The organism is Bacillus sp. FSL K6-3458 (genome assembly GCF_038005045.1).
GTDB classification, from domain to species: Bacteria; Bacillota; Bacilli; order Bacillales; family Bacillaceae; genus Bacillus; species Bacillus altitudinis.
Window position 1 is genome coordinate 2,158,324 of the sequence record NZ_JBBOSI010000001.1, and the last position, 16,587, is coordinate 2,174,910.

Annotated in this window: 13 protein-coding genes and 1 pseudogene; 7 read left to right on the plus strand and 7 right to left on the minus strand. The window is 42.0% G+C overall.

Annotated elements, in window-relative coordinates:
* The first annotated feature begins 5 nt into the window (after positions 1-5).
* Positions 6-1,499, plus strand: a complete 1,494-nt coding sequence (gene xylB, locus MHH23_RS11625) for a xylulokinase (RefSeq protein WP_268431770.1) — start codon at positions 6-8, stop codon at positions 1,497-1,499.
* Positions 1,500-1,593: 94 nt separating this feature from the next.
* Positions 1,594-2,280, plus strand: a complete 687-nt coding sequence (locus MHH23_RS11630; RefSeq protein ID WP_008346560.1) for a glycoside hydrolase family 11 protein — start codon at positions 1,594-1,596, stop codon at positions 2,278-2,280.
* A 46-nt stretch (positions 2,281-2,326) separates the two neighbouring features.
* Here the strand turns inward: MHH23_RS11630 and MHH23_RS11635 are convergent, their stop codons facing one another.
* Both MHH23_RS11635 and MHH23_RS11640 read right to left on the minus strand, forming a co-directional pair.
* Positions 2,327-4,366 (minus strand): molybdopterin oxidoreductase family protein, encoded by a 2,040-nt coding sequence (locus MHH23_RS11635; protein ID WP_340959522.1) that lies wholly within the window; start codon positions 4,364-4,366, stop codon positions 2,327-2,329.
* A 118-nt stretch (positions 4,367-4,484) separates the two neighbouring features.
* Positions 4,485-5,681, minus strand: a complete 1,197-nt coding sequence (locus tag MHH23_RS11640) for a cytochrome P450 (RefSeq protein ID WP_125590404.1) — start codon at positions 5,679-5,681, stop codon at positions 4,485-4,487.
* 469 nt (positions 5,682-6,150) lie between these two features.
* Here MHH23_RS11640 and proC point away from each other — a divergent pair, with 469 nt between their 5' ends.
* From proC to MHH23_RS11660, 4 genes are all read left to right on the plus strand, one after another.
* Complete coding sequence (proC, locus tag MHH23_RS11645; protein ID WP_008346567.1) at positions 6,151-6,948, plus strand: pyrroline-5-carboxylate reductase; 798 nt, start codon at positions 6,151-6,153, stop codon at positions 6,946-6,948.
* 27 nt (positions 6,949-6,975) lie between these two features.
* Entirely contained in the window at positions 6,976-8,094 is a 1,119-nt protein-coding gene (proB, locus tag MHH23_RS11650; protein ID WP_008346569.1) for a glutamate 5-kinase, read from the plus strand.
* A gap of 18 nt (positions 8,095-8,112) precedes the next feature.
* Positions 8,113-9,381, plus strand: a complete 1,269-nt coding sequence (locus MHH23_RS11655; RefSeq protein WP_340959523.1) for a glutamate-5-semialdehyde dehydrogenase — start codon at positions 8,113-8,115, stop codon at positions 9,379-9,381.
* 85 nt (positions 9,382-9,466) lie between these two features.
* Positions 9,467-10,030, plus strand: a complete 564-nt coding sequence (locus MHH23_RS11660; RefSeq protein ID WP_041507100.1) for a GNAT family N-acetyltransferase — start codon at positions 9,467-9,469, stop codon at positions 10,028-10,030.
* 53 nt (positions 10,031-10,083) lie between these two features.
* Here MHH23_RS11660 and MHH23_RS11665 read toward each other — a convergent pair.
* Together MHH23_RS11665 and MHH23_RS11670 are read right to left on the minus strand one after the other, a co-directional pair.
* Positions 10,084-10,377: pseudogene (locus MHH23_RS11665) on the minus strand (IS5/IS1182 family transposase); the annotation flags it as partial.
* Positions 10,378-10,425: 48 nt separating this feature from the next.
* A complete protein-coding gene (locus MHH23_RS11670; RefSeq protein WP_340959526.1) occupies positions 10,426-10,995 on the minus strand; it encodes a GNAT family N-acetyltransferase in 570 nt (189 codons plus the stop codon).
* A gap of 88 nt (positions 10,996-11,083) precedes the next feature.
* Between MHH23_RS11670 and MHH23_RS11675 the strand changes: the two genes are divergently transcribed.
* Positions 11,084-11,905, plus strand: coding sequence for a MerR family transcriptional regulator (locus MHH23_RS11675; protein WP_259254495.1), 822 nt, complete (start codon positions 11,084-11,086; stop codon positions 11,903-11,905).
* A 59-nt stretch (positions 11,906-11,964) separates the two neighbouring features.
* Here the strand turns inward: MHH23_RS11675 and MHH23_RS11680 are convergent, their stop codons facing one another.
* The 3 genes from MHH23_RS11680 to MHH23_RS11690 all read right to left on the minus strand — a co-directional run bounded on the left by MHH23_RS11680 (position 11,965) and on the right by MHH23_RS11690 (position 16,521).
* On the minus strand, positions 11,965-13,794 hold the full coding sequence (locus MHH23_RS11680) for an ABC transporter ATP-binding protein (protein WP_340959528.1): 1,830 nt from the start codon (positions 13,792-13,794) through the stop codon (positions 11,965-11,967).
* Positions 13,791-15,524: an ABC transporter ATP-binding protein gene (locus MHH23_RS11685; RefSeq protein WP_327855648.1), complete on the minus strand. Its 1,734-nt coding sequence runs from the start codon at positions 15,522-15,524 to the stop codon at positions 13,791-13,793. The genes MHH23_RS11680 and MHH23_RS11685 overlap by 4 nt, the downstream gene beginning before the upstream one ends.
* A 94-nt stretch (positions 15,525-15,618) precedes the next feature.
* A complete protein-coding gene (locus tag MHH23_RS11690) occupies positions 15,619-16,521 on the minus strand; it encodes a LysR family transcriptional regulator (RefSeq protein ID WP_340959530.1) in 903 nt (300 codons plus the stop codon).
* Between the last annotated feature and the right edge of the window lie 66 nt (positions 16,522-16,587).

A 16,587-nucleotide genomic window follows, 5' to 3' on the forward strand; every position in this document is an offset into this window, starting at 1 on the left:
AACACATGAAGTATGTGATGGGAATTGATCTTGGAACGAGCGGAGTCAAAGTGATATTAGTAGATGAGAGCGGGAAGGTATGCTGCGAGACGACTAAATCTTACCGCCTCATTCAAAGCAAACCAGGTTATTGCGAGCAAAATCCTGAAGACTGGGTAGAGCAGACGATGGCCGCGATGACAGAACTTATGGAGAGAAGGCCTGTTCAGTCAATGCAGGTAGAAGGCATCAGTTTTTCTGGACAAATGCACGGACTTGTTTTATTGGATGAATCCCTTCAGGTGCTCAGGCCTGCCATCTTGTGGAATGACACAAGAACAACATCGCAATGCGGGCGCATGACAGAAAAGCTAGGAGGCAGGCTGCAAGCGATCACAAAAAATCAGGCGTTAGAAGGGTTTACACTGCCAAAGTTGTTATGGGTAAAGGAACATGAACCAGAAATTGATCAACGAATCCATTTGTTTTTACTTCCAAAAGATTATGTCAGATATCGATTAACCGGCACTATTCATATGGACTATTCTGATGCGGCTGGTACGTTACTGTTGGATATTGGAGAACAAACATGGAGTGAGGAGATTTGTCAAACCTTTGATATTCCGATTCGTATTTGCCCGCCGCTCGTTTCATCGGAGGAGAAGATTGGAACAATTTTGCCGCAGATCGCAAAGGAAACCGGGATGACAGAAGAGGCGAAGGTTTTTGCGGGTGGAGCGGATAATGCTTGCGGTGCCATTGGTGCCGGCATTTTATCATCAGGTCACACACTATGCAGCATTGGCACATCAGGTGTCATTCTTTCCTATGAAGAAAATCATAACAGAGAGCTGAATGGAAACTTGCATTTATTCCATCATGCAAAAAAAGCAGCTTTTTATACAATGGGAGTCACTTTATCAGCAGGTTATAGCCTCGATTGGATTAAATCTTTACTTGCTCCAAATGATTCGTTTAAAGCCCTTTTAGCCGGAGCAAAGGATATAGCGCCTGGCGCAAATGGATTGCTGTTTACGCCATATTTAGTTGGGGAAAGAACGCCTCATGCAGATTCAGTCATTCGTGGAAGCTTCATTGGATTAGACAGCCGGCATGAAAAAGCGCATATGGTTAGAGCTGTGCTCGAAGGAATCACTTTTTCATTAAATGAATCGATCGCTTTATTCAGGCAGGCCGGAAAAACAATCGATGCTATTGTGTCCATTGGTGGAGGTGCGAGAAGTCATACATGGCTTCAAATGCAGGCAGACATTTTTCAAGCTAAGGTGATTCAGCTTGAAAATGAGCAAGGGCCTGCGTTAGGTGCAGCGATGCTTGCAGCAGTTGGATGCGGCTGGTACCAGTCACTTGAGGCGTGCGCGGATCAGTTTATCCAACAAGCAGCCGTATTTACACCAAATCAACAGCATGTCGATGTATATGATCATCTCTTTCGTTTGTATCAAAGCATTTATACAAACACAAGAGACATTCATGCGGGGCTAGCACAGTATAGATAATCTAGTAGTGAGTGGGGGCATGAAAGGAGGTGATGAATTCGTTTCATCTTAGAGATGACAGAATCAAAAGGATGAAAAAGGAGAGGAATGGAAGATGAATTTGAGAAAATTAAGACTGTTGTTTGTGATGTGTATTGGACTGACGCTTATACTGACGGCTGTACCGGCCCATGCGAGAACCATTACGAATAATGAAATGGGTAACCATAGCGGGTACGATTATGAATTATGGAAGGATTATGGAAACACCTCGATGACACTCAATAACGGCGGGGCATTTAGTGCAGGCTGGAACAATATCGGAAATGCTTTATTTCGAAAAGGAAAAAAGTTTGATTCCACTAGAACTCACCATCAACTTGGCAACATCTCCATCAATTACAACGCAAGTTTTAACCCAGTCGGGAATTCCTATTTATGTGTCTATGGCTGGACACAATCTCCATTAGCAGAATACTACATTGTTGATTCATGGGGCACATACCGTCCAACAGGCACACATAAAGGAACATTTTATGCAGACGGGGGCACATATGACATTTATGAAACAACCCGTGTCAATCAGCCTTCCATTATCGGGATCGCAACCTTCAAGCAATATTGGAGTGTACGTCAAACGAAACGTACAAGCGGAACGGTCTCCGTCAGTGCGCATTTTAAAAAATGGGAAAGCTTAGGGATGCCAATGGGGAAAATGTATGAAACGGCATTTACTGTAGAAGGCTACCAAAGCAGCGGAAGTGCAAATGTGATGACCAATCAGCTGTTTATTGGCAACTAAAAAAGTCAAAGAAAAGAGCCGGGAGCAAAACGCCTGGCTCTTTCTATCATAATTTTTCAACTTCGACTCTGCCGGAAAAGAACGTCGCACCACCGCCCATATCTGCCAAACGATCAGGTGTGAGGCCATTCACCAAATGTTTTTTGCCTTTTTGGTCTGCCCATAATCCCTGGCTGACAACAACGCCAGATAACACATTTTGTCCGACTGACACGATGAGCTCGCATTCTCCTCGATCATTCAGCACACGAACCATGTCCCCATCTTCAATCTGTCTTTCTTTTGCATCTTGTTCATTCATATGAAGCTTCGGAAATTTCTCAAGCTTTTGATGCTTCTCATGAAGAGAGAAGGTGGAATTAAGAAAATTATGGTTTGGTCCCGGTATAAACGTCAGTGGATAATCACTTTCCTTGAATAAAGGTACATAGGTTGGGAGGGCTGGATATCCATCTTTTTTCATTTGTTCAGAGTAAAGCTCAATTTTCCCGCTTGGGGTAGGGAGCTTTAAATCTTCGAAAGGCCCTCGTTTTGCTTTGATCCACTTTTTCTCTTTTAACGCTTGATATGAAATGTTTTCATAGTGCGGATTTTCAGGATGATGAAGAGCTTGTTCCATTAGTTCCGCATCTGTGTCTTTAAAGGCTTCATCTTCAAAGCCCATCGCATGAGCCAAAAGACGAAACACTTCTGTGTTTGATTTGCTTTCTCCATAACGTTCTATAACAGGTTCTTGAATTTGAATGTAATGATGCCAGTAAGAAGTATAAAAATCCTCATTTTCAAAGGCAGAGGTCGCTGGCAGAACAATATCCGCATAAGAGGCTGTCTCTGTCATGAACAAGTCATGGACAACCGTAAATAAGTCTTCCCGCATCAAACCGTCTCTTACTTTATTTGCTTCAGGTGTCACAACAGCCGGGTTGCAAGAGTAGACAAAAAGAGAATCAATAGAAGGTTCTGCGTTCGTTAGCACGCTGCCCAGCTGATTCATATTAAATGTTCTAGGTTCGCGTTCCTTTAATAATTCCGGCCGCTGAAGAGCGATTTCATTATAACTAAGAAAAGAAGAGTTCGATTTCATCGCACCGCCGCCTTTGTGCAGCCATTGACCGGTGAGGGCAGGGAGGCAGGAGATGGTTCGAATACTCATACCGCCATTATCGTGATGCTGTAGCCCATTGCCAATACGAATGAGAGACGGCGATGTCTCTGCGTACATTCTCGCAAGTGTGATGATGTCTTCTTTCGGGACACCCGTGATTTGTTCAACCGTTTCTGGATCGTACTGCTTCACATGCTCGCGAAGTTCATTGTGACCGACCGTGTAAGTCTCTAAAAATGACGTATCTGTGAGGTCTTCTTTAAAAAGGACATGCATGATCCCAAGAGCTAGCGCACTGTCAGTGCCAGGGCGAAGCGGAATGAACCAATCTGCCATCCGGCCCGTTTGGTTTTTGTGCACATCAATGACGACAATTTTAGCCCCTTGCTTTCGAGCTTTTTGTGCCAACGTGATTTGATGCATATTGGTTGAAACCGCATTGATGCCCCAAAAGATAAATAGTTTCGTATGAATGGTCTCTTCTGGGTCTGTCCCGATGCTTGCGCCCATTGTATATTTATAGCCAGTTGTTCCGGCTGACTGACAAATGGTTCGGTCTAGCTGACTTGAGCCAAGTCGATAGAAAAAGCGGCGGTCCATTCCTTCTGCATTGAGATTCCCCATATTCCCATAGAAGCTGTAAGGCAAAATGCTTTCTGGTCCTTTTTCTTCGATCAGCTTTGTCCATTTTTGACGAATGGTTTCAATCGCTTCTTCCCACGTAATTGGAGCAAACTGCCGGTCACCTTTTTGACCTACACGTTTTAATGGTGTTGTCAGACGTTTTTCATCATATAAACGAGCTGTGACATTCCGCACTTTATTGCAAATGTTTCCTTGAGTGACTGGATGATCTGGATCTCCTTGAACTTTAACGATCTTTCCGTTCTCTTTATGTATTAAAAGACCGCACTGATCAGGGCAATCTAACGAACAAACTGATTTGAATATTCCGTCTTTCATTGTTGTGTAATCGGTCATACGTTTAGCTTCCTTTCCGAATTCCGTGATCACTGTACATATGGATTTTATTTTAGCATGTTCAGACGAGGAAGGTAAGGATAAGCATATGAAAAAAAGCCCCTAATGAAAGGGACTTTTAAAAACGGGTGACCTGCACAGGGAATTCTTTGACCCCAAACACAAACGTGCTTTGAATCGGTTTCAGCTGATCTGCCGCACAGGTGATTTCCCGAAACGTACGGAGTAAAATCTCAAGTGCTAGATGAGCCTCAAGCCGGGCGAGAGGGGCACCAAGACAAAAATGGATGCCGAAGCCAAAGCTCAAATGCGGATTTGATTTTCTGTCAAGACGAAACGTATCTGGATCGTCAAACTTCCGTTCATCACGATTCGCAGATGCCACCCAGCTGATAAGATAGTCTCCTTTTTCAATGTGAGAACCGGCAATCTGAACATCCTCTGCTGCAACTCGCCCAATCGCTTGAACAGGCGGATAATAGCGTAGCGTTTCTTCTGTCAATTGAGGAATGAGAGACAGGTCTTGCCGCACTGATTCGGCGATATGCGGCTGCTCTGTTAAAAGTCGTACGGCATTTGTAATTAAATTCGTTGTTGTTTCATTACCAGCAACGAGTAAGAGTATACAAAAGCCAAGCAGTTCATTTTCTGATAAACGCTCACCGTCAATTTCCGCTTGGATGAGAAGAGAGATTAAATCATCGGCTGGCATTTCTTTTCGTTTTTGGATCAAATGAGCAAAGTACTCTGACAGCTCTTTTTCTGCTTGTTTTTGCATGTCGACAACGGCTTGAACAGCTTCTTTTGAATCATCTTTGGCTCCTGCAACTAGAGCATCTGAATGTTTTTTGATCAGCTCTCTGTCTTTCACTTCTGCACCGAGAAGCTCGGCGATGATCATGACAGGTAGGGGAGCGGCCAGATCTTGCACAATATCAAAGGTCCGTTGATCCTTTACTTGATGTAATAGATCATGGGTCAAGTCTTTGATCTTTTCTTCTATTTGTTTGATCGCTTTTGGCGTGAAGGCTTTATTGACGAGTGCTCTCATTTTGGTATGTTTTGGAGGGTCCATTGTTAAAATACTCGTTTTAGATGTACTTCTTCCTCGCTGTGATGAAAACACTTTTGGCTGCTTCAGAACGGACTGAATATCAGCATATCGAAAGAGATCCCAGCACTTTCTCGTTTCATCGTATCGAATATCACCCTGCGATCGTAATTCATTGTAGATAGGGAATGGGAAAAGAAGGTCATCTGTAGATCGGATTTCTTTCATTGGGATGACATTGACGTAATTTTCTTTTACTTTCATTATGAACGCTCCTTTTTCTCTTGATTCCCTTTCACGGTATCACCACAAAAAACGCATTTCAACGGACATGTTTTCTAAAATATGTCAATAGTCTAATCGAAAGATTCAAACACATTCATCCTATAGGAAAATAGAAAGTCATCAAAATGATAGCGCTTTCTAAAAACTAGAATTGAAGTCACCGAAACCAAAAATAAAATGGTGAATTCAGTCGAACGAAAGGGTACTATGATTCAAATCTGTATAGTTCTTTTGATCTAAATTGATGATTTTAAAAAACACGGCTAACATACATACCGCAAGCTGTTCAGCGTGTATTCGGGACTTTTGAAAAGCGCTGGCTCTTTCTTGACACGATTTCTCATCATGTTACGATAACTAACGTGCGAAAAACACGAACAAAAAGCGAACAAGGGAGAGGATCAATATCATTGATCAAAAGAAAGTTGCTTTCATTGGAGCAGGTTCTATGGCGGAAGGAATGATTGCAGGTATTGTGCGATCAGGTCAGATGCCGCTCAGCCAAATTTACGCAACAAACAAGCAAAATAAGCAGCGATTAAACGAACTAACGAAACGCTACGGAATCCAAACAGCCACAATGGATTCATTTCCTTTTGAAGAAATGGATATGTTGATCCTGGCAATGAAGCCAAAGGATGCTGAAACAGCACTTGAATCATTAAAACCTCATATTCAGAAAGATCAGCTCATCCTGTCTGTACTTGCAGGTGTGAAATCATCGTATATTGAAGACATGCTGCATGAAGGGCAGCCTGTTATGCGAGTAATGCCAAATACGTCAAGTACGATTGGGGCGTCGGCGACCGCTTTATCTGCTGGACGTTATGTGAAAAATGAACATGTAAGCATGAGTCGGGCTCTTTTATCTGAAATGGGAGAAGTGTATACCATTCAGGAAGAGCAAATGGATATTTTCACAGGAATTGCCGGAAGTGGTCCAGCTTATTTTTATTTCTTAATGGAAAGAATCGAAGAGGCTGGAGAAGAAGCTGGCTTATCAAAAGAAATGTCCCGTCAAATCGGTACACAGACACTTCTCGGTGCAGCGAAGATGCTGCAAGAAACAGCTGAAAATCCTTCTGTCCTCAGAGAAAAAATTACGTCACCTAATGGAACAACTGCTGCAGGACTAGATGCATTAGATGATTTTGGCGGAGGAGAAGCCATCAAACAGGCCGTCAAACATGCCGCCAATCGATCAAAAGAAATAAGTGAACAGCAAAAACAAAAAGTAACGATATAAATAGAGCCTCAATACAGGAGTGATAAGGTGTACGCAGATAAAGAGAGAAAACGAATTGTTGTGAAAATCGGAAGCAGCTCTCTTACTAGCTTTCAAGGTGAGATTAGTTTAAAAAAACTAGAAAACCTCGTCAATCAAATTGTAAAACTCAAAGATGAAGGACACGAAGTCATTTTGGTCTCATCTGGTGCGGTTGCAGCTGGTTACCGAAAATTGGGATTTATTGATAGACCGAAAACACTGCCAGAAAAACAGGCGTCTGCCTCAATAGGGCAAGGGCTTTTAATGGAGTCATATTCTACTTTATTTTTATCGCACGGTTATATTGCTTCACAGCTATTAATTACAAGAAGCGATTTTTCAGATGAAACGCGCTATCAAAATGTGCGAAATACAATGAATGTGTTATTAGATCGAGGGATCATCCCGATTATTAATGAAAATGATACAGTGACGATCAATCGGTTGAAGTTTGGGGATAATGATACATTGTCTGCAAAAGTAGCTGGACTGATTGATGCGGATTTCCTCGCTATTTTATCTGATATTGACGGCTTGTATGAAGATAACCCTCATACAAATCCGAATGCGAAGAGAATTCTAGAAGTCACAGAAATCACAGAAGACATCGAAGCAGCCGCTGGAGATGCGGGAAGCAGCGTTGGCACAGGCGGAATGAAATCAAAACTCGACGCCTTTAAAATTTCAATGGCCTCAGGCATCAATGGCTTTTTGGGAAAAGCCGATACACCTCACATTTTAGACAAAGCCATCAACGGGACAGAGGACGGCACTTATTTTACAGCTGACGAAAATTTAGCGCCGCTGAATTATAAAAAACAGTGGATTGCTTTTCATTCTGGCCCAAAAGGCGAAATCGTTGTTCAAGAGAAAACACAGGAGCTTCTCATGCATCGTGAGAAAAGTCTGGATTCTGACGGCATAGTCGATGTAAAGGGTTCGTTTAAAAAAGGCGATGTTGTCCGTATTTTAGATCAAGATGAAAGAGAAATAGGGCTTGGCATTGTCAATTATGCGTCCGACGAACTCGCACTGAACGGTGACTTGCTACAGGATGAAGTGGTGCATGTGGTAGATCTTGAAGCGTTTGTTTGTCATTTAGATTTATCAATACCAGTTTGCTAATCATAAGGGAGGAATTTCATGACACTGACAGCTGAAGTTGTCACATCGGTCAAAGAAAAAGCGAAAAAAGCAAAGCACGTATCAAAAAAACTAGGTTTACTTCAAACAGAGGAAAAAAATGAGGCGCTGCTGAAAATAGCAGAAACACTCGAACAGCAAAGTGATTTTATTTTACAGGAAAATCAAAAGGATTTAGAGGCAGGAAAAGAAAAGGGCTTCTCTGAAGCATTAATGGATCGATTAATGTTAAATGAAGAGAGAATTCATGAGTTTGCGGAAAGTTTGCGGCTTGTGACGAGATTAACAGATCCTGTTGGAGAAATATTGGATGAATGGACTCTTGAAAACGGCTTACATGTGAAAAGCCGAAGAGTACCGCTCGGCGTGATCGGGATGATCTATGAAGCGAGACCGAATGTCACTGTCGATGCAGCAGGGCTTGCCCTCAAGGCAGGCAACTCAGTGATTTTAAAAGGCGGTTCCTCCGCTATTTCTTCCAACAAAGCCATCGTCCGCGTCATTCATGAGGCATTGGATCAAACAAAGATCCCTCGTGATGCGGTACAGTTTATTGAACAAACAGACCGTTCATCGGTTCAAGCGATGTTTCATCTAAAAGAATGGATCGATGTTTTAATTCCGAGAGGCGGGTCTTCTTTAATCAAAACAGTTGTAGAAGAATCGACCATTCCAGTTCTTGAAACAGGGACAGGGAACTGCCATATCTTTATTGATCAAACAGCGAATGTAGAAAAAGCCATTCAGATTGTCATCAATGCGAAAACAAATCGTCCGGCCGTTTGTAATGCGCTTGAGACTCTGATCGTTCATCGCGATTGGCTGAAAGAAAATGGTGCAGCATTGAATGAAGCACTCCTTCAGCATCATGTCACTGTGCATGGAGATCAAGACGCTCAATCTTTCTTTTCCGAAGCGGTTCCTGCGGAGGAAGTAGATTGGACAGATGAGTATTTAAGTCTTGATCTTGCGGTGAAAGTCGTTGACTCAATTGAGGACGCCATTCACCACATTGATCAGTACGGAACCAAACATTCAGAAGCCATCGTAACAGAGGATGAAAAAAACGCACAAATCTTTCTAAACGAAGTCGATGCGGCCGCTGTTTATCATAACGCATCTACACGTTTTACAGATGGCGGTGCACTAGGATATGGCGCTGAAATTGGCATTTCTACTCAAAAGCTGCACGCAAGAGGGCCAATGGGACTTCCTGCACTGACAACAACAAAGCTGCTTCTGTCTGGTGATGGTCAGATTAGAAGCTAGAATGAATGTAACGAACACTACCTTTCTCCTTGGGGTAGTGTTTTTTAGTGTATGATAAAAGAAGAGAGAATAAAGGGGGAACGACATGGAAACGATCAACTCATCGATCTATTTAAGAGATTTCAAAGAAAGCGATGCTGAAACACTGGCAACACTTGAATATGAAAATCGCGAGTTCTTTCAGCCATTTACTTCATTTAGACAAGAGGATTTTTACACCATCCCCGAACAATTGAAGCGAATTCAGACATTTCAGCAAAGCCGCCAAAAAGACGAAACATATGCAAAAGGAATTTTCCAGCGCGCGTCACATCAGCTCATTGGCACAATCACATTATCTGGTGTTGTCAGAGATGTTCTTCAAAGCGCCTGGCTTGGATACGGACTTGATCAAAAACATAATGGAAAAGGCTACACAACTGAAGCAATTGCCCTCATGCTAGATGAGGCATTTCATGTGCTGGATCTTCACAGAATTGAAGCAGGTGTTCAGCCTCATAATATAGGTTCCATACGAGTACTTGAAAAGGCAGGTTTTCAAAAAGAAGGTCTATCTAGACAAAATGTAAAAATCAATGGGGAGTGGAAAGATCATTATTTGTTTGCGATTCTTGCGACGGATGAAAGGCCTCACATTATATCAAAATAAAAACTCCCCAGATGAGGGGTTTTCACTGATTTTAATACAATTTATCTGTTGACTTAGGCTGGACATGGTCCTTCCCATGTCCAGTTTGCTAGCTTTTTGAGATTCATGGCAGCGAAAGTAAGCATCGCCTATATTGAAACTTTTTTGAGTCCACGAAGTTTCGTCCAATTGACTTTGTGTACAGTTATCTAAAAACGAGCAGGACTTGCATATCTCTGAATCAGACGCATATTGCTTATAGCCTTCTCTAGTCGTTGTACGATAATGCCCGTTGGGGCAAATGTAACAATCAAAATATGCATCATACACGTATTCATTCTTTTCAAATAACCAGCTTTTGTTCTTGGCGAATGCGAGTGTCTACACGCTGAAACTCCCCCATATGAGGGGGGGGGTTATGAACTTGAACGGTCTTTTTTCATGACTTTCTCAAATTTGAAAAATTCAAATGTCTCAGGTGCTAAAGTGTCATTTTCTTGATCGTTCTCATGAGGCAAGCTCGGATCTGGATGGTGCAAGTGATAAAACTCAACAATCTGAAAACCGCATTTGTTCACATAGAAATGAATGTTGCGCTTTTCAAAATAAGGAGTGACAACTTCCCACACCTTCGTTTCTGGATATTGCGCCTCAATGGCTTTCCATGCTGCCTGACCAATGCCTCGGCTGTGAGATGATGAAGAGATATATAACAGGTCCACCGAATTGCGGTGTGTGAGAGGGTTGATTTTTAAAACAACGCCTCCTGCCTTTTGACCGTTTAGTAAAATATGATAGACAAGGTTCTCAGTCGAATAAAAAGATTCATCAATCGATTCATCAGGTGGAATTGGTCCACCTTCTGCATCGCCAAATGCATCAATGATGCCAGCTGTGAAAGCATCTTGCAGTTCCTTTTTCATCAAAGGGAAGTCTTCTTGATTTGCAAGTGATAATGTGACTTGATCTTGTGTGATTTTGTTCATGTGTAAATCCTTCCTCCACATATGTGGTGTTTCTGCATGTTATCATAAAGGATGGAGTAACTCCATAGTCAAGAAAGGAGCCCTAAAAATGATGAGCGATGTTCAAAAAACATTTTTAACTGGAGAATTTGCGGCATTATTTGAAGTGAAAAAAGATACACTGCTCTATTATGATAAGATCGATTTGTTTAAGCCGGCAGGTGTTCAGGAAAATGGGTACCGCTATTATACATTTGAACAGTTTGATCATTTCATGGCCATTCAATCTCTTCGTGCTGTTCAATTTCCGATCAAGCAATTAAAACAATACTTTACTGAGCCTTCTCAGGATAAATTGCAAAGCCTGGCTGTTGAGCAAGCAGAAAAGGTCGGGGAGGAGATCCAAAAACTACAGGATATTCAATCTTTTCTTTTTCGTGTGATCGAGACAACGAATGAATTATCATCAGTGAAAACAGGGGAGGTCTTGTTTCAAGAACTGCCAGAAGAACCGATCGTCCTCAGTACATCAAACCCAATTGATTCAAATACACCTGTAGAAGAAATTTCTCGAATTGTAGGAGAATTTCTGAAAGGAATTGGTATTAAAGGTGCCGCGGCAAATGGTTCTGTTTTAAACAAGGAGCAGTTTTTGCAGCGTCATTATCATCAGTCTGATAGGCTGTTTTGCCGAATGGAAGGGCCGGATGCAGTCAAAAAGCCTGCGGGTCTATATGCAGTCATGTATCAACAAGGAACATATGAAGAGATGGAGACTGCCTATTCACGTTTATTAGATCGAATCGAAGCAGAGGATATGATACTGGATGGAGATGTCTTTGAGGAGTATTTACTTCATTCTCTGATGTCTAAAAATGAAGCGGATTACATGACAAAACTCAGTGTGAAAGTCAGAAAACGGGAAGCTTAAGGCATCACAAAAAGGATAGACAGGCATTTTCACATGCTGTCTATCCTTTTTGGTGCTGTTTAACCGACTTGGTTTTCGGCAAATTGACTCATATAGAGGTCGGCATAAAAGCCTTTTTCTTTCAAAAGCTCACGATGAGTTCCTTTTTCAATGATCGTGCCATCTTTCATGACTAAAATGAGATCGGCATCTTTAATCGTTGAAAGTCGATGTGCAATGACGAAGCTTGTTCTGCCGTTCATTAATTCATTCATCGCTTTTTGAATATGCATCTCTGTCCGTGTATCGACACTGCTTGTTGCTTCATCTAAGATTAATATCTTCGGATCAGATAAGATGGCACGGGCGATGGTTAACAGTTGACGCTGACCTTGTGAGAGGTTGCCGGCATCTTCTGTTAAGAGTGTGTCATATCCATCTGGAAGGGTGCGGATGAAATCGTCTGCATAGGCATGTTTAGCGGCCTTCAACACATCCTCTTTTGAAACATTTGGTCTGCCATATGCGATGTTGTCATAAATTGTGCCTTCAAAGAGCCATGTATCCTGAAGAACCATCGCAAATAAGTCACGCACTTGCTCTCGGCTGAGGTCGGTTGTTTTTACGCCGCCAATGCGAATGGAGCCTTGATCTAGCTCGTAAAAGCGCATTAACAGATTAATAATCGTTGTTTTTCCAGCGCCTGTTGGCCCAACAATGGCCACCGTTTGTCCTTCTCGGACTTGTAAATTCAAATCTTTAATAATGGGTTGATCTTTCTCATAACCGAAGTGAACGTGCTCAAAGGCCACATCTCCGGAAAGGGATTTAAGATCAATCGCTGCATCTTCTTCCGCATGTTCTTCTTCTTCATCCAGAATTTCAAACACCCGTTCAGCAGAAGCGATAGCAGATTGAACTAAGTTTGCAACACTGGATGCTTGCACAAGCGGCTGCGACATTTGTTGTGTGTATTGGATAAATGCTTGCACATCCCCAACACGAATATTCCCATTAATGACAAGAATTCCGCCAGCAACACTTACCGCCACATAGCCAAGATTCCCAATAAAGGTCATCATCGGCATCATTAAGCCGGAGATAAATTGTGCTTTTCTTGAAGATTCATATAGTTGTTCGTTTAATTGATCAAATGTATCAATGGCTTTCTTTTCATAGCCATACGCACGAACCGTCTGATGTCCTGTGAACATTTCATTAATATGTCCATTGATCATCCCTAGTTCTTTTTGCTGTGCTTTAAAATGCTTTTGCGAAAATGATGTAATGCCTCGAATCGCAAACAAACTAAGAGGCAGCGTCAAACAAACAAGCAGCGTCAGTAGCGGACTGATGAAAAGCATCATGACGACAATTCCAATGACTGTAATAACAGATGTGATCACTTGCGTGAGTGCCTGCTGTAAAGAAGTATTAATATTATCAATGTCGTTCATCACCCGGCTCAGCGTGTCTCCGTGTGTTGTTTTATCAAAATAACGAAGGGGGAGACGTGTGAGCTTGTCATTTGCTTCTTGCCTTAATTCAGCAATGGTCTGCTGCGAGACACCCGCCATTACATATTGCTGCACGAATGAGAAAAGAGATGCTACGACATATAATAGAACAAGCAGCAATAAAATGCGTGAAATGACATCGAATTGAACGCCAGTTCCTTGTGTAAAACTTTCAAATAGGGAAGAGGTGGCATCCCCAAGTAATTTTGGACTGACGACATTAAAAACGGTTGAACCGATCGCTGCAATCAGGACAATGATCAGCTGAAATTTCCTCGGTTTTAAATAGCCCGTTAAACGAAGAAGTGTTTTTTTAAATTCCTTCGGTTTTTGTACTGGGCCCCTTGGGTGACCGCCTTTATGTCCCATTCCAGTAGACATTTTTTTACTCATCCTTGCTCCACCTCCTGACCTTCCTGTGATGCGACTATCTCTTGATAGACAAGGTTATCTTTCAGTAACTGTTCATGTGTACCGATACCTGCTATTTTTCCATCATCTAACACAATGATTTTATCGCTATGCTTCACTGTGCTGATTCTTTGAGCCACAATAATCAAAGCAGCATGCTCTTTTTCAGTTTCTAGCGCTGACCGAAGTTTTGCATCCGTTTTGTAATCAAGGGCAGAGAAGCTATCGTCAAACAGGTAGAATGCGGGTTTTCTTACGAGTGCTCTTGCGATCGAAAGACGTTGTTTTTGACCGCCAGAGAGATTCGAACCCCCTTGGTCTATCTCTGCGTGAATTCCGCCATCTTTTTGCAAAACAAATTCTTCGGCCTGTGCTGTCCGCAGTGCCTGCCAAATCTCGTCATCTGTAGCATCTCGTTTGCCAAAGCGCACATTATCGGCAATGGTTCCGCTAAATAAAATGGCTTTTTGAGAAACATAACCCATCTGACTTCTCAGTTTCTCTTGAGGCAATTCTCTAATATCGACACCATCTAATGTAATTTTTCCTTCTGTTGCCTCGTAAAAACGTGTCATCAGCTGAAGAAGTGTCGTTTTCCCGGAACCTGTACTGCCGATGATCGCCGTCGTTTCACCCTTTTTGGCTTCAAACGTCATGTCTTGAACGGCTGGTTTTTCAGCATTTGAATAATAAAATGACACATTCTCAAAGCGAATGGACTGGGCTGGCTGATCAAGTTTAGTGACAGCTTCTTTTTTGTCTTTAATTTTTGGTTCTAGATTTAACACTTCATTCATCCGTTTAGCTGATGCCTGAGCTCTAGGCACCATAATAAAACTCATAGACAGCATAATGAGTGCCATTAAAATCATCATCGCATATTGAATGAAGGCGATCAGATTCCCGACTTCCATCTGTCCGGCATCAATCCGATTAGCGCCAATCCAGACAATGCCGATATTCGTGAAGTTCATGATAATGAGCATAAAAGGGAACAAGTACGCCATTAATCGATTGACCTTAAGGCCAGTATCCTTATACGATGTATTGGCTTCTTGAAAACGTTCCTTTTCGTCATCTACTCGGTTAAACGCACGAATGACCCGAATGCCTGAAAGCGACTCTCTCATAATCAAGTTCAGCCGGTCCGTTTTTTTCTGAAGCTGGCCAAAGAGGGGGATTGCTTTTCTTGACACCAAATAAATGAACCCGCCAAGAAGGGGAAGAGCTGCTAAAAAGATGAGAGATAACACAGCATCTCTAGATACAGCCAAAATAATTCCACCAACGAGCATAAGAGGCGCCCGTGTCATCATTTGTAAGATCATGATCGTGACATCTTGAACTTGTTTCACATCATTTGTGGATCTTGTAATAAAGGAAGATGTCCCGATTTTTTGAAATTCTTCTAATGAGAATTGTTCGACATGCACAAACAGCTGTCTTCTCATATCACGCCCGAAGCCTAGAGCTGTCTTAGATGACAAGTAGGACTTCCAAATCGTGAGCAAGATGGCAAGTAAAGAACAACCCACCATCCAGCCCCCAACTTTCCATATATAAGCGACATCTCCTTGGACGATCCCGACATCAACGATATCTGCCGTAAGCGTCGGTAAATACAGCTGGAGCATACTGCTTAAAAAGGTGAGAATCACAATGGACACAACGGATAGCCGATAGGGCTTTAAAAACGATAAAATTGATTTCATACGATTACCTTTCTTCCATATAGTCTGTTGTTCTGTAACTCATCATATACAAAGAGGGATTATTTCTACAAATGAAATGTCTTGTTTTAATGAATTATTTATATTGTTCAATTTTTGAAAAGAAGTCCTTTACAAACATATAAAAATCATGGGCAGAAGGAGACATCTCTCTCGATTTAGACGCAATAATTCCGACCGTTCTTCTCACTTGAGGGAAATCAATGGAAATTTTCACTGTAAATCGCGGTGTTGTTTCATAAAAAGCACTTTCGGGTAATAAAGTAACGCCCATACCCGCTGACACAAGACCTTTAATGGCATCCAAATCTTCTCCTTCAGATGAGATAGTTGGCTCATAGCCAGCCTGCTTACAGGCATCAACCGCAATTTGTCTCAGCACATATCCTTCAGGAAATAAAACGAAATGGTCTTTTCTCAAATCACTTAAATGAATACTTCTTTGCCCGCTAAAGGGGTGACTAATAGGTAAAAGGGCATAAATGCTTTCGGAAAACAAGATATTTCCTTCTATTTGAGGATCGTTTGTCGGGACGGGTCCTAAAAAGGCAAGATCAATGTCTCGATTTTTGACAGCTTCAATCAGAAACTTATAGGAACCTTGCCGGAGTAAAAAGTCGACCTCTGGATATTCCAGCTTAAATGCGGAAATGACAGAAGGGAGCACTTGGCTTGCTAGACTTGTAGGAAATCCAATGTTCACTGTCCCTTTGTGGGGGTCTAAGTATTCATCAATTTGTTCTTTGGCGTAATCTATCGCTTTTAGGGCGGTTCTGACATGGTCCAAAAATTGTCTGCCGATTTTCGTTAATTTGATATTTCGTCCTTCTCGTTCGAATAAAGCCACTCCAAGTTCTTCTTCTAAATTGGCAATCTGCCGGCTGATGGCAGATTGGGCAACGTGTAAGTTTTCAGCCGCTTCTGACACGTGTTCACGGTCAGCAACTTCTACAAAATAACGTAATTGACGAAGCTCCATTTTTGCACTTCACACCCATCTATCTCAAAAAGAGATTGTTTTGATCTAAATTATATATTGTTTATA